Here is a 17,422-nt window from a genome sequence, read left to right on the forward strand (position 1 = left end):
CTTGGTGGAATGGCGGTATATTCTTGTACTTCACCCAATTAAATCCAATTGAATCCAATTGAATCAATATTTTGCATACTCTTTTCAGTTGTCGCCGCCTCCACCAAAAAAGAGCTTTACCCTTTAGATTGATCCCCTCTTTTCGACTCACCTCGTTTGCTAAACTAAGCGAGCCATGAAAGACACCCCCAGATTCTGGCTCACCTTCGCCCTGCTCTTCGCCCTAAGCATTGCCGGCGCTATATGGCTAAACAAAGGCACCGACGCCAGGCTCTTTGCACCTCTTATCTCACTGTTTGATCGGGTAGAGCATTTTCTCGCCGAGGTCTTTTTGGAGGACGCGCCCACACTAACCGGTCCGGATGTTGTGCATGGCCAACAGGCCTCAGATATTAGGGATTCTGCTTCCCCACATTCGCTGCACACTCATACAGCCTTAGCGGACGACCACACCGCGAACGATCACCAAGTGTGCGGGCGCCCGCCCACCAAGGGACGAACAGATACTGGCACCGTGCTGGTGTACAAATGGGAAGACGAGAACGGTCGCACGCACATGGCCGACAAACCGCCGCCCAATCGCATTGCCAACGTTACGGACATATCGGGGAACAAGCGCGACTTCACCTATCAAATTCTCACCACCGCAGTAGAACTGCCCATCAACTTTCAGGGCCAAATTCATGCGGGAAGCAAGCGCATGTACGACACCTGGCATTTCTTTCTCGGAGAAAAGAATCTCAGGCAGTCACGCATCACTTTGAAAATTATCGACCAGCGCCAGTTCGACGCGGTACGCGCCAGAGAGTGGCCCAATAGCAAGCCAGTTGCAGGTTTTTACATGCCCTCCAGAAACGAGGCGTTCGTGCGTTACGACAGCAGCAGGCCTGATCGAGCACTAGCCACCTCGTTCCACGAAATTTCGCATCTGATTACCGCTAGTCACTTGGGCCCCACGGCACCATGGCTTACCGAGGGCTTGGCAGAGTACTTCGAGACCATGGATGTCTCATCACAGAGCGGGACGATCAAACCAAACACGCAGCATCTCCGACGGCTCAGTAGCAGCAGTGTGCCTAGCCTCGGCGACTTTCTGAGGCAGGACAGGTTGCAATGGAACGGCCCAAAACGCGATTTAAACTACGCAACAGCGTGGTCATTGATGCACTTTCTCATGCAGGGTGCGCCTGGGATGTATGCCATTAAGGAAGTTATCGAAGGGGCACATGCCCATTCTTGCAAACCATTCTCGGCGGTGTCCGCACTCGATAAGGCTTATCCTGGTGGCCTGTTAAAGCTCGAGGGCGACTGGCGCAAGTGGCTTGCCGCGAACGAGGCTACAGAGCACCAAACGTAGAAATTGATCCTAGCGATGGGCTCATAATGTGGCGACGCCCCATCAGGCGAAAGCTGGACTTACCGTTGACCCCCCCAACAATCTACCTAACTAAACCACCCCCACCTCAAAACCAAACGACACCTCAACAAGCCATCGATTGCCACCCGTTCGTTGCTACCGTGCGTATGGTTTCAGTATTTAATAACAATCAGGAGAAACCTCATGACGTATCGCATCGTTACCTGGGGCACTGGCAACGTGGGCACCTATGCAGCCCGCGCCGTGCTGAATCACCCCGAACTCGAACTGGTTGGGCATATCGTCAGCTCAGATGATAAAGCCGGCAAAGATGTCGCCGACCTCATCGGTTATGAGAGCGCCACCGGCGTCATAGCCACCACCGACATCGACGCAGCGCTTGCCCTCGCACCCGACTGTGTTGTGTACACGGCGCATGCCGAGACCCGCATGATGGAAGCGGCGGAAGATCAGGCGCGCTGCCTGCGGGCGGGCATAAACGTGGTGGCCAGTTCATTGGTGATGCTGCAGTACCCCGACAACCCCGGCATCGCGTTTCTCGCAGACCCGTTAAAGGCGGCGTGCGCCGAGGGCAACACCACCTGCTTTAACAACGGCATCGACCCCGGCTTTGCCAACGACACCATGCCGCTGATGTTCACCGGGCTGTCGGAGCACTGGTCCAGTGTGCGCATGCAGGAGATCGTGAACTACGCCACCTACGAGCAGGAACACACCATTCGCGAGGTCATGGGCTTTGGTTACCCCGTGGATCACGAGTGCCTGCTTTTCCAGGAGGGCATGCTCTCTATTGGCTGGGGCGGCTCGGTATGGTCCGTGGCTGCAGGCATGGGCCTCACTCTCGATAAGGTGTATGAGGTGCATGAGCGCCTGCCGCTGGAGAGTGACGTCACCAATGCGATGGGGGTCTTTAAAGCCGGCACTACGGGCGCGATGCGCTTTGAGGTTCGCGGCGTGGTGGATGGGCGCGACGCCATTGTGCTGGAGCACGTCACCCGCCTCACCGACGATATCGCGCCCCATTGGCCGCAGGGCAAAGGTTACCGTGTGATCATTGAGGGCGAGCCGCGCATGGAAATTGCCATGGACATGGAAGACAGCAAGGGCGATCACGCCGTGGGCGGGGTAATCTTGACGGCAACGACCATTGTGAACGCTATACCCTCGGTAGTGGAGCAAGGCCCGGGTATGGTATCAGCACTCGACCTGCCTAAAATCACCGGGAAGGGTCTGTACAAACCACCCGCCTAGGAAAGATGCAGAACCTGTGCGCACCCGCAAATTACCAGGGGTGCGCAGATCGTGCGATACCGGCAGCGAGCCTTACATGATGCGCTGACGCTCAACGTCGCTTCATTACGCGCTTGCCCCCTCCTCATCAGCCGTTGCGCTGCGACGCACAAGCACCGTCATGACAAAGAAAGTGACGATGACACCAGACAGCAGATAAAGAGCGGCAGCCCAATCACCGTATCTGTCAGTCAGCCAGACGCCCAACGCTGGAGCAAACGCGGCTCCGAGTATCCAAGAAAGATTCACAGACAGGGCGTTTGCCGAATAGGCATACCTACGAATGAAGCGTCCACCAGACACCACGCCTGACTGGCCTTGGGAGAGCCCCAGCAATAAAAATCCCGCCACAATAAACACGGCAGGCTCTGTCCGTAACATGGGTATCGTGAAACACAGTGCGATCATGAGTAACGTACTTGTGCCAATCACCCATTGACGGCTAAACCGGTCGGCAAGTACTCCCGAAAGAATCATTGTCACTAGGGAAAGACCGCCTCCTATTAGCTGCAACATGAGAATCTCGGGAAGAGACGTTGTCGCATACAAAATCGCGTAGGCGAGCGGAAACACCGTCACCAAATGAAACAGCGCGTAAGTGGCTAGAGGCAAGCAGGCGGAGAGAACGATTGGCCGCCACTGCGCTCTCGCCATTTCCACGACGGGACTGGACTGCGAAAGCGACTCGTCAGCACCAAAGTCAGTGGTCAAAAGGCGTAACCGTGCAAACAGTGACACCACGTTCACGGCCATTACAGCAAAGAAAGCAAAACGCCATCCAAAGCTCATAAACTCTTCGTCGCTGAGAAAGCCTGTGAGTACGTAAAACATGGATGCAGCAACGCAAAATCCGATAGGCCCACCCAACTGGGGGATCATCGTGTAAAGGCCCTGCCGATGTTCAGGCGCGGCGTTTTGCAACTGAAGCGTGACCCCATCCCAAGAGCCGCCCAAACCCAGCCCCTGCCCGATCCTGAATACAGCAAGTGCCACCGGGGCTAACCAGCCCAGTTCGGCATACCCAGGGAGCAAGCCAATGCCAACCGTTGAAATACCAAACACCATGGTCGCCAGTGTTATCTTCGCAGGGCGTCCAGCTTTGCGATCGACGACGCGCGCCAGCAAGGCACCGATCGGTCGCGCCAAGAAAGCCAGCGCAAATACAAGGAATGAAAGCAGCATACCCTCCACAGGGGGATATTCAGGGAAAAAAAGTCGCGGGAAAACAAGTGCAGACGCAATGGCATAAACAAAAAAGCCAAAATAGTCCGTCACGCGTGCCATGACGACTGTGGTGGCAACTTCATCCAGGGAAGCTTTCTCAGCTGGAATATGTGATTGTGTTTCCATCACCTTTGCTCCTTCATGCTTCGGTTGCATCCATTTGCTCGACAGGAGATAGACATTTTGAGCGCCACGCCTGTCCGCCATGTGGAGTCAATCGTTTCGTGCCATACTATAGGTCTTTGCAAGATTTAACACTTTCCCTTGTCATCGACTTTGCTGATTATAGCCGAGCAGTGACATCAGATATGTGGTTGAGGCACTGGGTGGGTTTGCACTGTGTTAGACAGCACTTGAACGGTAACTGATCGTTTAACCGCGTCTTAACCGCCTGCAAGCCACGCCAATTTCTTAATGATTCTACATCGCGCTTTTTTCCCTTTGATTGTAGCGTCAGCAGCACTGTTAAGCGGGTGCGATCTGGTACTGCTTGACCCAGCGGGCGATGTCGCTATGCAGCAGGGTGAGCTAATAATTTACGCCACGGTGCTGATGCTGATCATCATCTTGCCTGTGATGGCACTGACTGTCTTCTTTAGCTTCCACTACCGAGCGTCAAATAAGAAAGCGAGATTTGAACCCGACTGGGATCACTCGGTGAGCCTCGAGATCATCGTCTGGGCACTGCCGTTGGCGATCATCATCTGTCTGGCAGGATTGACTTGGGTCGCCACGCACAGGCTTGAACCTTACAACGACCTGCGCCGCATTTCCCCCGAAAAGCCCATCAGCGCTGATGTCACCCCACTTACGATTCAAGTGGTCTCGCTCAATTGGAAATGGGTGTTCATCTATCCCGAGCAGGGCATCGCCACTGTGAACGAGATAGCGACAGTGGTCGATCGCCCAGTCGAATTCAAACTGACATCCGCGACGGTCATGAACGCGTTTTATATCCCTGACTTTGCCGGGATGATATACACCATGGCTGCCATGGAGACCGAGTTAAACGGTGTCTTGAACGAGCCTGGCGAGTATCGCGGTTTTGCGTCTCATTATAATGGCCCGGGTTTCTCATACATGGATTTTACGGTCCATGCACTTGATGAGACGGGCTTCCAGGAGTGGGTATCCACGGTCCGAGAGGCTGATCAAACACTCGACCGAGACAGCTACGTGGCACTTGAAGCCCCAACAATCGACCATGCCGTCACGTACTACGGCCACGTAGACGCCGATCTATGGCGACGCATCCTCAGTATGTGCGTGCCGCGAGGCACAACCTGTGTCGAAGACCTCGGTGGGCATGGTGGACACAGCAAACACAGTGGTCACTAGGCAGAGCAGGACCACAATCACAGGACTTATTTTTTACACAACAAACGCGTTATGCAGACAGACTTGACAGCACGAGGCACACAGGGTGCCGCGACGGCAGACCCTCTCTGGGGGAAGTTAACGTGGGATATTTTTCCGTTCTATGACCCACTTGTATTCGGGACCTTCATCGGCACGGTACTACTTGCTCTGGCCGTCGCAGGCCTGATTACCTATTACAAACTCTGGGGCTACCTCTGGAACGAGTGGTTCACTTCTATCGATCACAAGAAGATCGGGATCATGTACATGGTTCTTGGCACTATCATGCTGCTAAGAGGCTTTTCAGATGCGATTCTCATGCGCGGGCATCAAGCGCTGGCCTCGGCAGGGCATGTAGGCTATCTCCCCTCCTACCATTACGACCAAGTTTTCACGGCTCATGGCGTCATCATGATCTTTTTCGTGGCCATGCCGTACGTCACCGGCTTTATGAATTACCTCATGCCCCTGAAGATCGGAGCACGTGACGTCGCCTTCCCTTTTTTGAATAACCTGAGTTTCTGGCTAACCGTGTCGGGCGCCATCCTGATTATGATATCGCTGTTCGTCGGCGAGTTTGCCGCTACTGGATGGTTGGCCTTCCCTCCCTTGTCAGGTCTCACCTTCAGCCCGGGTGTAGGAATGGACTATTACCTGTGGGCACTCAATATTGCTGGCATAGGGACAACGCTGTCCGGGATTAACCTGATTGTCACCATCGTAAAGATGCGGGCCCCGGGCATGACCTGGATGAAGATGCCGATCTTCGTCTGGACCACTCTCTGTACGAACGTGCTGATTGTTGCGACGTTCCCGGTCTTAACGGCCACACTGGCGTTGCTAACAGCAGACCGCTATCTGGGGACGCACTTCTTCACCAACGATATGGGCGGCGACCCCATGATGTACATCAACCTCATTTGGATTTGGGGTCACCCAGAGGTGTACATTCTCATCCTGCCCATTTTTGGCATTTTCTCTGAAATTGTTCCTACCTTCACGGGCAAGCGGCTGTTCGGGTACACCTCGATGGTTTATGCGACCTGCGTTATCGTCGTGTTGAGTTACATCGTTTGGCTCCACCACTTTTTCACGATGGGTGCCGGCGCTAATGTGAACTCCTTCTTCGGCATAACGACGATGATCATCTCCATCCCCACAGGCGCGAAGCTCTTTAACTGGCTATTTACAATGTACAAGGGGCGAGTGCGTCTGGATGTCCCCATGCTTTGGGTGATCGGCTTCATGCTCACCTTTGTGATAGGCGGTATGACGGGCGTACTCCTTGCAGTACCCCCGGCAGACTATGTCCTGCACAACTCCCTATTCCTGGTTGCACATTTCCACAATGTGATTATTGGCGGTGTGGTGTTTGGTGTCTTCGCCGGTATTAACTATTGGTGGCCGAAAGCGTTTGGATTCCGGCTTTGCGAGTTTTGGGGCAAGGTCAGTTTCTGGTGTTGGTTTATTGGCTTCTACTTCGCCTTCATGCCGCTCTATGTCCTTGGCCTCATGGGCGTTACGCGCCGCCTGAGCCAATTCGAAGATACCATCTACGCTGGATATTTCTTCACCGCACTCATTGGCGCGTTGCTGATTGCGGCGGGATTGGCGGCATTCATCATCCAAATCGTACAGTCCATCCGCAAACGTGAGGCGCTTAAAGATACAACCGGCGACCCATGGAATGGGCGCACGCTTGAGTGGTCAACCACATCACCACCGCCCTACTATAATTTTGCACTTCCCGTTCGGGTGTATGAACGAGACGCCTGGGATCATATGAAGCGCTGCAATTACACGCCGCCCACAGAGGGGTTCGAGCCCATTCATATGCCGCGCTACACCGCGACGGGGGTCGTTTTGGCAGCGATTGCAACAGTGATGGGTTTCGCCCTGGTTTGGCATATTTGGTGGCTCGCAATCGCAACATTTGTCGCTTCCGTGGGGTACACAATTTTTCACACCTTTAATTACGACAGGGATTACTTCGTACCCGTCAGCGAAGTTGCCGACATTGAAAGCGGACGAATGTTCGCGTTACCCGAGGCTGGTAAAGCATGAGTGCCACAACCATGCCAGGCGATCACGTCGATATGCCTAACGGACCAGAGGTCGTATCAGGCATCGATTTTCATGTGTCAGGCCACGCGCACGATGCCGACCATAGCCATGACACGGGCACAATGCTCGGCTTTTGGCTATACCTGATGAGCGACTGCTTGATCTTCGGCGTTCTGTTTGCGGTGCATGCGGTAGTAGGACAAAACTTTGCGGGAGGGCCAGCACCGGCGGACATTTTCGAGATCGATATGATTCTGCTCTCGACGTTCATGCTGCTGTTCTCCTCGATAACCTACGGTTTTGCCGTGATCAACATGCAGCAGCGCAAACTCCGTAACACCGCCCTCTGGCTCATCGTCACGGGTGTCTTTGGGGCCGCCTTTCTCGGCTTGGAGGTCAGAGAGTTTCTTCACTTGTGGAGCATAGGCGCAGTTCCTATGGAAAGCGCGTTCCTGTCATCTTTTTGGCTTCTTGTAGGCACCCATGGCTTGCACGTTACCGTAGGGACCATATGGCTCTGTGTCTTACTCGTACAGCTGTACATGCACGGGATAACAGACGCCAATGAACGCCGCGTAATGTGCCTCAGCCTTTTCTGGCATTTCCTTGATCTCATTTGGATCGGGGTATTTTCTTTCGTCTATCTGGCGGCGGTACTGTTATGAGCGGACTTACCCAAGAAACATCCAATGGAGGCGGGTTCGACACACCAGGTCAAGAGCCCAGTTCACATGGCTCTTACAAGTCTTACATCACCGGTTTCCTGCTATCGGTTATTCTCACCGTTATCCCTTTCTGGGTTGTGATGAGTGATACGCCCATGCACCTGGGCGCTGCACTCACCATCATCTTTGTGCTCGGCACCGGACAAATTTTGGTGCACATTTATTACTTTCTGCATGTTGATTTACGGGCAGAGCAAGGATGGCAAGCCATGTCGCTCATCTTTACCGGTATTATTTTGTTCGTTGTATTGGCAGGTTCGATTTGGGTCATGTATCACTTGCACACCAACATGATGCCGCCACACTTTATCAACGACGCAGAATCCGTGTCCGCTCGAGAAAATGCTCGTGTTGCTGCACCCGACGGTGAAACAACACCTGAAACCGTTGGGCATTCCTCTCATGAGTAGACATGTCGCCTGACGCTAGCCAGGGCGGTGAGGCAAGGGACAATCCAACCCAAGACATTCCCGCGGGCCGTTCTACGGCGGAGAATGCTATTGTTCTCATCCTATGCGCCATCACGTTCGCTACGCTTCTCTCACTCGGCAATTGGCAGCTTCGCAGACTGGACTGGAAGCTCGACTTGATCAACGCGGTGAACGACCGCGCCTTTCAAACAGCCGTACCACCACCCACCGACGCGATTAGCGCCCAGACACATGAGTATTTAAGGGTCTTTGTCGAGGGCGTATTTCGACATGGGGATACGAAAAAAGTCAAAGCAGTGACAGAAGCCGGCGCTGGATATTGGTTGTTAACCCCACTGCAAGGAGACGCTTATACCGTTTGGGTGAATCGGGGATTCGTTACCACCAGTATCGATCAGTCGCAGTGGAGCAGGCCGGAAGGCAGACAACGCGTAGAAGGGCTGCTTCGAGTCACTCAGCCGGGCGGTACATTGCTGGAAAAAAACGACCCCGCCCACCAACGGTGGTACTCAGTAGATATCACTGCCCTAAGCGAAGACGTCGGATTGCGCGACACGGCAAGCTTTTATGTCGATGCTGATCATGCCAACAGCGCTCTGGGATGGCCGCGGGGTGGCATGACAATAATCGAGTTTCGCAACACACACCTACTCTATGCGGTGACCTGGTACACCATGGCGCTTCTTTTTCTTGCGGCGATGATCTATCGCATACATCAACATTGGCGACGGTAGATACGATTTAGCATGCGTTGGGGCTACGCCACACAAGTCGCTGCGTTTCGCGCCCCTACCGTGCAGGAAAACGCGGCTCGCCCTCAGCAAAGGCCTTCATTTGCTGCTAGCACGCAGGTTGAGGATCTAACGTTTCTTTTTAGGCTTGCCCTGAACAGTCTTGAATCGCGGGTTTGACTTGCAAATCACGTATACACGCCCACGTCGCCTGACAACTTGACAGTCCGGGTGACGCGACTTGGCTGTTTTAAGAGAGCTCAAGACTTGCATTATCGCTTCACCCCTCTGTTGAATCGCTTGTTGAATCGGGCAACGCGTCCATCGTTCTTAGACACACTCTGCTTACCGGTATAAAACGGGTGAGACTGACTTGAGACGTCTAAGGTTACGTAAGGGTAGACGGTACCCTCGTACTCCATTGTCTGCGTCGTTTCTGCGGTGGAGCGAATCACACAATACGCATTGGCTGCGGTGTCGTGAAAAAGCACTTCCCGATAGTCTGGATGAATATCTCGCTGCATCAGTGTCACCTGTAACGATTTCCGTCAATGATGTGCTATAACATCGTATAAAACAATGATTCTCATTCGCGTTTGACGGAAAAGTCCTACGCCCCGGGGTCGTTGAGAAGTTAAGTGTGTGCCCCAGTCAAGGTGCTCGAGGCTCAGGACCGATCACATCAAGCAGCAGCACACCTTCACACTCGGAGAGCGGACGCGCGAAGGCCGATACCGACCGTCGCATGGAAAGGGAGAAACAGGGAGCGGGGAACCCGGGGTACTTGCACCGGTCGCCCTATGCAGTGGTGCTCAGGCCACCGTGTTGAATTCTTGCTGAGCTTTGGTCTGCGTAGGGCAATGACTGAAGCCACCGGCACACTGCCAGCGCGGCTTCTAATGATCGCTATTCATTGGTTAAACAGCACTGCACACGGCGAGAGAGCACTAAGTCAATAGTTCGCCGCGGCAGCACCAGGAACTACTACTTGCCGCCCTCCTGCAAGGCCTCTTTGACTTTGTCAACATCGACAGATTCAGCCGCCTTTTCAGTATCGACCGCTTCCGCCGCTTTTTTGTAGTCAACACCGTCGGCGCTAACGGCGTCTTTAATCTTGTCCTGATCGACGGACTCCATCGCCTTATCAGTATCGACGGCGTCCATGAGCTTTTTAACATCCTGGGCAATAGCACCGTGACTGACGATCAATGCAAATGCGGCCATAACAGTAAGAAATGCTTTCATCGGAAACTCCTTTATCTGTGATTTTTCCCAACGCTCTTAAAAGGTAGAACAAGAATTGGAAATGTGCGAGGTGGACTTACACGAAACTGAGCACATTTTTCGCGCCGTGCAGAAACCAATCGGCCCACATGTTGTCGCATAGCCGTGACAACAATACACAGGGCAATCAACATGGAAGTCACCACTCATCACACAGCGCAAGCCGCCGGTATTTTGTTAGTTGCCTCTGCTGCTACGCAAATCATATACACCGCTCTCTACGTCACAGAGACAGATGTACCGCGGCAGATGCTATGGGGCTTGGAGAGCGTTCTATTTACACTGATCGCCGCTTTAGCAGGAGCCTTGCTCGGACAAGTCAAACGCTACCACCTAGCCTGGTCGGCCATTATCGCCGCTTCATTGCTGAACGTTGTACAGGTAAGCGTTGGCCTGACCATGTTCAATCCCTTTTTTGAGTCCGCGGGAAATGTGGAAGGGTTCAGTCCTGCAGCAAATGCGGTCGTTGAATTTTCATTCATGATCTACAACAGTGCCAAGGCCCTGCTGGCGGTAGCGCTGGTTGTTTTTAGTCTGGGCGCAGGCGGCGTTTATGGAAAAATAGGTGCAAGCGTAGGCGCAGTCGCAATGTTGAGTAACCTTCTTTCGATGGCCGCGGGCACGGATATTTTTGGCGAACTGCCCGTGGCGGGCAGTTCAGGTGTTGCCGCCACACTATTGCTAGGGGTGCACTTACTGCGTGTTGCCGAAGACGCTGACGCACGGCAAGGGCTTAGCTAGGGTATGTATCGCAATGACTGCAGATTCTTCCGTTGATCGCTAACCCGCTGGACTTGTTTCCGAAAAGGCCATCAACTAACGGAATCCCAGCGCACCAAGTACTTGTCACCGGGTTTTGCATCTGCAAGTGAGCGAGACGTTCTACCCGCATCGGATATCTCGATACAAGTAAACGGGCTTTCTGGACCTGATAGCACAGCACACTCAACCGGGTGTCTACGTTTGCTGGGCTCCATAATCCACACACGCTCGATACCGACGAACTCCAGCCCTTTGATGTAGAACGTCACGTGTAATGAGCTTGACTGGGCTCTCTCCACTGCCATCACAGTAGCTGGCTCCCAATCTGCATCAGGATCCGGACAGAGACTGAACACCTCATTAACCTTGTTACGCCAGTGGGTGACAGTAGCGGCGCAATTATTATGGACCTCTACCGGTAATACCTGTGGTTGCGCCTGGGCACTTATCAGTAAACGATAAAAATCGCGGCCAAACTGACAAAACCGCGGATAAGCGCGGCTACCCAGAGCCAGCATCGCAAACTGCACCTCAAAGAGGTTTGGCCGTGATGCTTGCAGTAAATCGAAGAACTTAGCCGCATTATCTGGCGGCCCGCCATCTCCATGGGTAGCTACTATGAAAAGCTGTTGGCCATACGTCTCTAACGATTGAGGGGACAGCTCACCCAGCGAGTACAAGTCACAGCGTACCGGGTTTTGTATGCATATCTCTCTCGCTATGCCCTCGGCGGTGCCACTGTGGCTGGCATGCGCCACCAGCACTTGGTCACCCCGCTCAAATTCTCGACTGCGTTTGTCCATGCTTATCACATCGACGCCTTCTGGACGATCACCCCCTCTCGACGGCGTTGGCACGTATCCTACTCGTATTACTCGTCGAGGCGATCATCCGATGCTGCATCACATACTCCTACTACTTTCCGGCATCATATCCGGTTTAATACTGTTTCAATCTGCGATCAACGCGCCATTGATTTTCGGCACGCTCGACGCTCATCATGCTGGCCCTCTAATCCGTCGTATCTTTCCGGTACTTTTCCGCGTTGTGGGAGTTATGGCTGCGGGCATGTTAGCCGCATCGATTCTCGGTGACGCCGGCCCCGTTGCCATTGGGGTGAGTGCCATTACCCTGGTTTGTGCCGTAGTTTGCAACAGTCTGGTGCCCGCAACTAATCGCGCCACCGACACCGGCAATCAATCCCTGTTCAATCGACTACATCATGCGAGTGTGGCACTGACACTCATCGCTCTGCTGGTAAACCTGTGCTGGGTGTTTGTGTCATAGCGCTCCAACTTAACTGAAGCCATGGAGCTGGATGTTCACTTAAGCAATGACCCCAAAATGCCTCTGAACAAATTTCTGCCCAAATTGCTGCCGGCGGCACGCGCCATACTTTTGATGAAAGCTTCCGTCGCGCTGTCGCCGCGTCGCTTTTTCGAGGCTGCTTTACCCGCGGCGGTTTTTTCGCGCTTGGCAAGTTCCGCCTGCTGCTCTGCCTGTTGCTGCTTGGCAATGCGCTCCTGAAGAATTTCGTGGGCGGAGCGGGGATCAATCGCCTCACCATAGCGCTGGCGGTTACTGTCCTTGGCCAGCACCGCCTCACGCTCCGCCATCGTAGCCTTGCCCATGCGCGATTGGGGCGGACGCACCAGAACACGTTCTACGGGTGTGGGTACGCCTTTTTGTTGTAGGAAAGACACCAGGGCTTCGCCCACTCCAAGCTCTGAGATTACAGTCTCAGTATCGAGGTTGGGGTTTTTACGAAACGATTGTGCCGCCACGCGTACGGCCTTTTGCTCTCGGGGCGTATATGCCCGCAGCGCATGTTGCACGCGGTTGCCCAACTGACCCAGCACTGCATCGGGGATATCGCCCGGGCTTTGCGATACAAAATACACCCCTACCCCTTTAGAGCGGATCAGTCGCACAACCTGTTCGATTTTTTCCAGAAGTGCTTTCGGCGCGTCGCGAAAGAGTAAGTGTGCCTCATCAAAGAAGAACACCAGGACTGGCTGCTCGGGATCACCCAGCTCTTCCAAATTTTCAAACAGCTCGGAGAGTAGCCACAAGAGGAACGTGGAATACACACGCGGACTCATAATGAGCTTGTCGGCGGCCAGCACATTGATCATGCCGCGACCGTCGCGGTCTCGCTGAATGAAGTCTTCTAACTGTAGCGCAGGTTCTCCGAAGAACGCTTTACCGCCCTCGCGTTCCAGCATTAGCAATCGTCGCAATATCGCATTCACCGAGGCGGTAGAGACACTCATGCCCGCGCCCAGCGCTTTGCGGTTGGCCGCCAGATACTCCAGCGTGGTGCGCAGGTCAGCCAGGTTCACCAGCAACATGCCCTCGGCGTCCGCGAATTCGAACACCAGGGTTATAACGCTTTCCTGGGTCTCGTTAAGGTCCAGCAAGCGCGAGATGAGCTGCGGGCCCATTTCAGAAATGGTGGCCCGTATCGGGGTGCCCTTTTTCCCGAATACGTCCCAGAAAGCAACGGGATAAGCCGTTTGCTGATAGCCCTCAATACCAATGCTGGCGACGCGTTCGTCCACCTTGGGGTGCGACTTACCAGGCTGGCTGATGCCGGAGAGATCACCCTTTACGTCTGCCAGAAAAACCGGCACACCCAGGTCAGAAAAACCCTCTGCCAGCGACTGCAGTGTTACAGTTTTTCCGGTACCAGTGGCACCCGCCACCAAACCGTGCCGGTTGGCATAACGCGGATTTAGAAACACCTGCCCGTTGTCGTTACCACCAATTAGAATGCCTTCATTCATACCCTTGTCATTCGCTCCCAAAGTCTGTGACTTTCAGTATAGGTACGCCCAACGATATTGCTGACAGCCTCGGCTACTCTTTGTGAAATCGCCAACGGTGACAATCGCTGCTGGGTAAATCCGGTTGCTGTCATCGATACGGCGCGTCGTAGACCGCCTCGTACTGCGTCGTATAGTCATCAGTGATGCGTTGGGCCAGTGCTTTCAGATCGGTCTGGTAGGGCGGCTCGTAGTCATAGTTGTCGAGGTCGACGCCATAGATCGACCGCAACCAAACCAGCTGGCCCAACTCCACCAGAATCTCGCGGGCATGTCCCAGATTATCCCTGTAAATGGCCGGCCGATCCCTGCTCTGCAAAACCTCCACATCCGGTAACTGCCCTGTATCAAACAGCTTGCGAAGCTCCCAAGCACTTTGACCATAGGGAATACTGAAGATCTCCGTATCGGGGTACTCGCGACGTAGTTGCCGAATGCCGGCGTGAAACTGGCCTTCTAGGCCCGATACCCAAGTGCTTTCGTCCACCGCTGTCGTAATCGATGCAGGATAAGGGTTCCAGGGCAGCGCGATGGCGATACGCACGCCCGGGTTACTTTTCAGTGCGTAGTCTATCCACAGCTGATAGCCCCGCAGCCCTGGGTAGTCGGGATGATACGTCATGGCGAAAAGATCCACGCCGCCCTCATCTAGGACTGCTCGGATCATGTCACCTTTACTCGCGTTTTCCCACAACGCCTCGGGAGCACCGGTAGCACCCCCTGAGAAAACAACCGTCTGCTCATGCGCGTCAATACCCGCTCTTTCCGCGTGCGCGGACATGCCGACGGCGAAGGGCTTAAAGAAGCTGTGTCCAATCATCAATGCGTTGAACCCGGTGCTTTGAAACACTGGATCGAGATAAAATATTTCGTCAGGATCCTCCAGCAGCGCCATGAGGCCCTCATTATCGGCAAAACTCCGCGTGGAAAGGGCACAGGGTGCCGCAGAGCCGCTGCACAAGGAGCGATGTCGGGGATGCCAACCAAGGAATTCGAAGCCACTGGCCGCGTCAGCATGAAACACTTCGTTGAAGTAAATATCGCTGACGTCCACTACACAGCGCGAGGAGGCGGGGCAGGAGATTGCACCAGAATCCGTGCTGATGGCACCGCTGCTGGGCACCTCGATTTGGATCTTACAGGCGCTCAGTAGCGTGCACAGCCCAACTACAGTGACAGCAAGACGAATCATTGGCAGCTCCCTATCCGTGAACCCAAGTATTGCACGCAGGCCACCAAGCCGCGTACTAAACTCTGCAACTATTTGTAAATAGTTGCCCGGCATCACACGAACACCGTGGTCACCCGCGAATGCCCGCAGTGCCATGGCGCGCTAGCCCATAGACATTGCGCTATAACTTCCGCGATGATCAGCGGAGCGCCCCTGCGACTGCATCGGTGGTGCCACAAACGGGCAACCAGCAGCGAGACTCACTCTATGTATCGATTTTTTACCGTCACTCTCATCACTTTGCTAACTGCTGCCTGCACCAGCGCACCGCAACCGCCTGTCGCTGGCGAGTCGTTGCCGGCCTGCGGCAGTTTTCCCAACTGCGTGAACAGCGAGAACGGTCAGGGCAGTGCCTCGATCGCACCCATCGCCGCGACGCCGACCCAATGGCAGGCGCTGAAGGACTGGCTCGCCAATCGGCCGGACTGGTCTGTCGAGACGGTGCAGCCGAACTTCCTGCAAGCCGTGGCCACCACGCCAACCATGGGTTACAAGGACGACGTGCAGCTGCGCTACGACGCCAGTGCCCAGCAGGTGCACGTGCGCTCTTCCTCTCGACTAGGGATTGGCGATATGGGCGCCAACCGGGCGCGGGTAGAGCAATTGCGTAACCACGTGAGCGCTCAACCTCGCTAACCGTCTTCTACCCTGTCCCCGGCGCCCGCATCGCCGGGTTTGCACAGGGTTTTTACACGGCCTGAGCGCACACGCCAATGGCGGCACACACGGTGCTTAGATTGCCAAGCCTTGCCCTATGCGGGTACGGTAGTGGCTCTTTGCGCCACAGGTGCCCGCACACGAACAGGAGCACACCATGGAATTTACGATCCAAGACAAGATTGCCATTATCACAATGGATGATGGTAAAGCCAATGTGGTCAGCCCGGACTTTATTGTCACCATGAACGACTGTCTCGACAAGGCAGAAGCGGAAGGCGCCGGCGCGGTTCTGCTGATGGGCCGCGAGGGAATGTTCTCTGCGGGCTTCGATCTCAAGGTATTCCAGCAGGGCGCAGAAGCCGGCATAGCGATGGTTGCCGGCGGCATGGAACTGTCTATTCGTCTGTTCAGCTTCCCCATGCCCGTGGTTGCCGCCTGCACCGGCCACGGCATTGCGATGGGCGCATTCCTGCTGATGTCCTGCGACACCCGCATTGGCACCGAAGGCGACTTTAAGCTCACCTTGCCGGAAACACGCATCCACATGGATTTGCCCAAGCCCATGGTCACCCTCTCACGGGCGCGTCTGGCGGTCGCACACCTGTCGCGGGCAGCGATTCAGTCAGAGATTTACGACCCGATTCAAGCGGTAGCCGCGGGTTTCCTGGATGAGGTCACTTCAGCCGATCGTATTCAGGCGCGGGCATTGGCTGTCGCCTCCGAATTGGCGGAGCTGCCGCAGCAGAACTACGCCGCCAACAAGTTGCTGGTGCGCCAACCCGTACTGGATGTCATGAAGGCGGAACTGGTTGAGTTCAAAAGCAGCGTGAATTTTGGTTGAGCCTTGTCGGTCATTACTGCCGGGCTTCCTCGCGCAGTTTGCTGCGCACATTCATTAACACCTTGCCATAGTGGTTATCGCCGCGGCGATCGCGACCGCAGCCCCAGTGGTAGTCATAGCTGCTGTTTTCTACCAAGGTCACCTCACCCAGTGCCAGTAGCGCTTCGGCTACCTCTACGTGGGTGCGGCACTTGGTATAGACAGCGCGTGTCATCACCACCTGTTTGACGCTGTGCCAATCTGCGCGGCGTTTTTTGAAGCGGTTACGGCCAAGGCGGCGCGCCTTTTTGGGGTGGCCCGCGGTGCGCACTCGCTCACGGTACTGTGCGTCATCGAATTTCATGGCCTGATAATAGTGTTCGACCGAAGGCCACTCTTTGTCATCGAGAAAAAAGGCATGGCGCGAGAAAGTGCCTATGGGGTTGAGCGCGTCCTCTCGTGAGAAGAAATGCGCATCGGCGTCGTAGGTCGGGAAAAGCGGCATGTGTGGCCTGGCTGAGTGACTGGTGTGGGCTTAAGCGAGCCTGCGTGTTCCACCGCTCGATCGTTGTTCTGGTGCTGCAGATACTAGCAGGACTTAGGCGACGTGACTTATTGGATCGTCAGCATCCTACCCC

General features: G+C 54.7%; 19 protein-coding genes. 11 read left to right on the forward strand and 8 right to left on the reverse strand.

Going from position 1 to position 17,422, the window contains the following annotated elements; genetic code table 11:
• The first annotated feature begins 175 nt into the window (after positions 1-175).
• Both IE089_RS14155 and IE089_RS14160 read left to right on the forward strand, forming a co-directional pair.
• Positions 176-1,357, forward strand: a complete 1,182-nt coding sequence (locus tag IE089_RS14155) for a DUF1570 domain-containing protein (RefSeq protein WP_189478491.1) — start codon at positions 176-178, stop codon at positions 1,355-1,357.
• Between the two features lie 204 nt (positions 1,358-1,561).
• Positions 1,562-2,629: an NAD(P)H-dependent amine dehydrogenase family protein gene (locus IE089_RS14160; protein ID WP_189478492.1), complete on the forward strand. Its 1,068-nt coding sequence runs from the start codon at positions 1,562-1,564 to the stop codon at positions 2,627-2,629.
• 105 nt (positions 2,630-2,734) lie between these two features.
• On the opposite strand, the gene IE089_RS14165 is transcribed toward IE089_RS14160, so the two are convergent.
• Entirely contained in the window at positions 2,735-4,018 is a 1,284-nt protein-coding gene (locus tag IE089_RS14165; protein WP_189478493.1) for an MFS transporter, read from the reverse strand.
• Between the two features lie 288 nt (positions 4,019-4,306).
• Between IE089_RS14165 and cyoA the strand changes: the two genes are divergently transcribed.
• Genes cyoA through IE089_RS14190 form a run of 5 tightly spaced genes read left to right on the forward strand, consistent with a single transcriptional unit; the run spans position 4,307 to position 9,205 of the window.
• Positions 4,307-5,230 carry a ubiquinol oxidase subunit II gene (gene cyoA, locus IE089_RS14170; protein WP_189478494.1) on the forward strand — a complete coding sequence of 308 codons (924 nt, stop codon included), beginning with the start codon at positions 4,307-4,309 and terminating at the stop codon, positions 5,228-5,230.
• A 51-nt stretch (positions 5,231-5,281) separates the two neighbouring features.
• Positions 5,282-7,315 carry a cytochrome o ubiquinol oxidase subunit I gene (gene cyoB, locus IE089_RS14175; RefSeq protein WP_189478495.1) on the forward strand — a complete coding sequence of 678 codons (2,034 nt, stop codon included), beginning with the start codon at positions 5,282-5,284 and terminating at the stop codon, positions 7,313-7,315.
• A complete protein-coding gene (gene cyoC / locus IE089_RS14180) occupies positions 7,312-7,980 on the forward strand; it encodes a cytochrome o ubiquinol oxidase subunit III (RefSeq protein ID WP_189478496.1) in 669 nt (222 codons plus the stop codon). Before cyoB ends, cyoC begins: the two co-directional genes overlap by 4 nt.
• Positions 7,977-8,450, forward strand: a complete 474-nt coding sequence (gene cyoD / locus IE089_RS14185) for a cytochrome o ubiquinol oxidase subunit IV (protein WP_189478497.1) — start codon at positions 7,977-7,979, stop codon at positions 8,448-8,450. Before cyoC ends, cyoD begins: the two co-directional genes overlap by 4 nt.
• A gap of 2 nt (positions 8,451-8,452) precedes the next feature.
• Entirely contained in the window at positions 8,453-9,205 is a 753-nt protein-coding gene (locus tag IE089_RS14190; RefSeq protein WP_229802789.1) for an SURF1 family protein, read from the forward strand.
• A gap of 126 nt (positions 9,206-9,331) precedes the next feature.
• On the opposite strand, the gene ykgO is transcribed toward IE089_RS14190, so the two are convergent.
• The 3 genes from ykgO to IE089_RS14205 form a co-directional block, all read right to left on the reverse strand.
• Positions 9,332-9,475: a type B 50S ribosomal protein L36 gene (ykgO, locus tag IE089_RS14195; RefSeq protein ID WP_189478498.1), complete on the reverse strand. Its 144-nt coding sequence runs from the start codon at positions 9,473-9,475 to the stop codon at positions 9,332-9,334.
• The gene (locus tag IE089_RS14200) at positions 9,475-9,726 is read right to left on the reverse strand and encodes a type B 50S ribosomal protein L31 (RefSeq protein ID WP_189478499.1); all 252 of its coding nucleotides are present in this window, start codon (positions 9,724-9,726) and stop codon (positions 9,475-9,477) included. Before IE089_RS14200 ends, ykgO begins: the two co-directional genes overlap by 1 nt.
• Before the next feature lie 460 nt (positions 9,727-10,186).
• Positions 10,187-10,447, reverse strand: a complete 261-nt coding sequence (locus IE089_RS14205; protein ID WP_189478500.1) for a hypothetical protein — start codon at positions 10,445-10,447, stop codon at positions 10,187-10,189.
• A gap of 171 nt (positions 10,448-10,618) precedes the next feature.
• On the opposite strand from IE089_RS14205, the gene IE089_RS14210 reads away from it, so the two are divergent.
• Complete coding sequence (locus IE089_RS14210; protein ID WP_189478501.1) at positions 10,619-11,227, forward strand: thiamine biosynthesis protein ThiC; 609 nt, start codon at positions 10,619-10,621, stop codon at positions 11,225-11,227.
• A 71-nt stretch (positions 11,228-11,298) separates the two neighbouring features.
• Here the strand turns inward: IE089_RS14210 and IE089_RS14215 are convergent, their stop codons facing one another.
• On the reverse strand, positions 11,299-12,051 hold the full coding sequence (locus tag IE089_RS14215) for a flavodoxin domain-containing protein (protein WP_189478502.1): 753 nt from the start codon (positions 12,049-12,051) through the stop codon (positions 11,299-11,301).
• 91 nt (positions 12,052-12,142) lie between these two features.
• On the opposite strand from IE089_RS14215, the gene IE089_RS14220 reads away from it, so the two are divergent.
• Entirely contained in the window at positions 12,143-12,535 is a 393-nt protein-coding gene (locus tag IE089_RS14220; protein WP_189478503.1) for a DUF4149 domain-containing protein, read from the forward strand.
• Between the two features lie 35 nt (positions 12,536-12,570).
• Here the strand turns inward: IE089_RS14220 and IE089_RS14225 are convergent, their stop codons facing one another.
• On the reverse strand, positions 12,571-14,034 hold the full coding sequence (locus IE089_RS14225) for a helicase HerA-like domain-containing protein (protein WP_189478504.1): 1,464 nt from the start codon (positions 14,032-14,034) through the stop codon (positions 12,571-12,573).
• 130 nt (positions 14,035-14,164) lie between these two features.
• Complete coding sequence (locus IE089_RS14230; RefSeq protein WP_189478505.1) at positions 14,165-15,400, reverse strand: hypothetical protein; 1,236 nt, start codon at positions 15,398-15,400, stop codon at positions 14,165-14,167.
• A gap of 111 nt (positions 15,401-15,511) precedes the next feature.
• Between IE089_RS14230 and IE089_RS14235 the strand changes: the two genes are divergently transcribed.
• On the forward strand, positions 15,512-15,940 hold the full coding sequence (locus IE089_RS14235; RefSeq protein WP_189478506.1) for a DUF1499 domain-containing protein: 429 nt from the start codon (positions 15,512-15,514) through the stop codon (positions 15,938-15,940).
• 178 nt (positions 15,941-16,118) lie between these two features.
• Positions 16,119-16,805, forward strand: coding sequence for a crotonase/enoyl-CoA hydratase family protein (locus tag IE089_RS14240; RefSeq protein WP_189478507.1), 687 nt, complete (start codon positions 16,119-16,121; stop codon positions 16,803-16,805).
• A 13-nt stretch (positions 16,806-16,818) separates the two neighbouring features.
• Here IE089_RS14240 and ybiA read toward each other — a convergent pair whose 3' ends face one another.
• Positions 16,819-17,289, reverse strand: coding sequence for a riboflavin biosynthesis intermediates N-glycosidase (ybiA, locus tag IE089_RS14245; protein WP_189478508.1), 471 nt, complete (start codon positions 17,287-17,289; stop codon positions 16,819-16,821).
• Positions 17,290-17,422 lie beyond the last annotated feature (133 nt).

This window comes from Parahalioglobus pacificus (genome assembly GCF_014652275.1).
Taxonomy (GTDB): Bacteria; Pseudomonadota; Gammaproteobacteria; order Pseudomonadales; family Halieaceae; genus Parahalioglobus; species Parahalioglobus pacificus.

Bases quoted from the DNA above. Each gene is read 5' to 3' on its own strand.
- IE089_RS14155 (WP_189478491.1), top strand. From the start codon at position 176: ATGAAAGACACCCCCAGATTCTGGCTCACCTTCGCCCTGCTCTTCGCC.
- IE089_RS14160 (WP_189478492.1), top strand. From the start codon at position 1,562: ATGACGTATCGCATCGTTACCTGGGGCACTGGCAACGTGGGCACCTAT.
- IE089_RS14165 (WP_189478493.1), bottom strand. From the start codon at position 4,018: ATGGAAACACAATCACATATTCCAGCTGAGAAAGCTTCCCTGGATGAA.
- cyoA (WP_189478494.1), top strand. From the start codon at position 4,307: ATGATTCTACATCGCGCTTTTTTCCCTTTGATTGTAGCGTCAGCAGCA.
- cyoB (WP_189478495.1), top strand. From the start codon at position 5,282: ATGCAGACAGACTTGACAGCACGAGGCACACAGGGTGCCGCGACGGCA.
- cyoC (WP_189478496.1), top strand. From the start codon at position 7,312: ATGAGTGCCACAACCATGCCAGGCGATCACGTCGATATGCCTAACGGA.
- cyoD (WP_189478497.1), top strand. From the start codon at position 7,977: ATGAGCGGACTTACCCAAGAAACATCCAATGGAGGCGGGTTCGACACA.
- IE089_RS14190 (WP_229802789.1), top strand. From the start codon at position 8,453: ATGTCGCCTGACGCTAGCCAGGGCGGTGAGGCAAGGGACAATCCAACC.
- ykgO (WP_189478498.1), bottom strand. From the start codon at position 9,475: ATGCAAGTCTTGAGCTCTCTTAAAACAGCCAAGTCGCGTCACCCGGAC.
- IE089_RS14200 (WP_189478499.1), bottom strand. From the start codon at position 9,726: ATGCAGCGAGATATTCATCCAGACTATCGGGAAGTGCTTTTTCACGAC.
- IE089_RS14205 (WP_189478500.1), bottom strand. From the start codon at position 10,447: ATGAAAGCATTTCTTACTGTTATGGCCGCATTTGCATTGATCGTCAGT.
- IE089_RS14210 (WP_189478501.1), top strand. From the start codon at position 10,619: ATGGAAGTCACCACTCATCACACAGCGCAAGCCGCCGGTATTTTGTTA.
- IE089_RS14215 (WP_189478502.1), bottom strand. From the start codon at position 12,051: ATGGACAAACGCAGTCGAGAATTTGAGCGGGGTGACCAAGTGCTGGTG.
- IE089_RS14220 (WP_189478503.1), top strand. From the start codon at position 12,143: ATGCTGCATCACATACTCCTACTACTTTCCGGCATCATATCCGGTTTA.
- IE089_RS14225 (WP_189478504.1), bottom strand. From the start codon at position 14,034: ATGAATGAAGGCATTCTAATTGGTGGTAACGACAACGGGCAGGTGTTT.
- IE089_RS14230 (WP_189478505.1), bottom strand. From the start codon at position 15,400: ATGGCACTGCGGGCATTCGCGGGTGACCACGGTGTTCGTGTGATGCCG.
- IE089_RS14235 (WP_189478506.1), top strand. From the start codon at position 15,512: ATGTATCGATTTTTTACCGTCACTCTCATCACTTTGCTAACTGCTGCC.
- IE089_RS14240 (WP_189478507.1), top strand. From the start codon at position 16,119: ATGGAATTTACGATCCAAGACAAGATTGCCATTATCACAATGGATGAT.
- ybiA (WP_189478508.1), bottom strand. From the start codon at position 17,289: ATGCCGCTTTTCCCGACCTACGACGCCGATGCGCATTTCTTCTCACGA.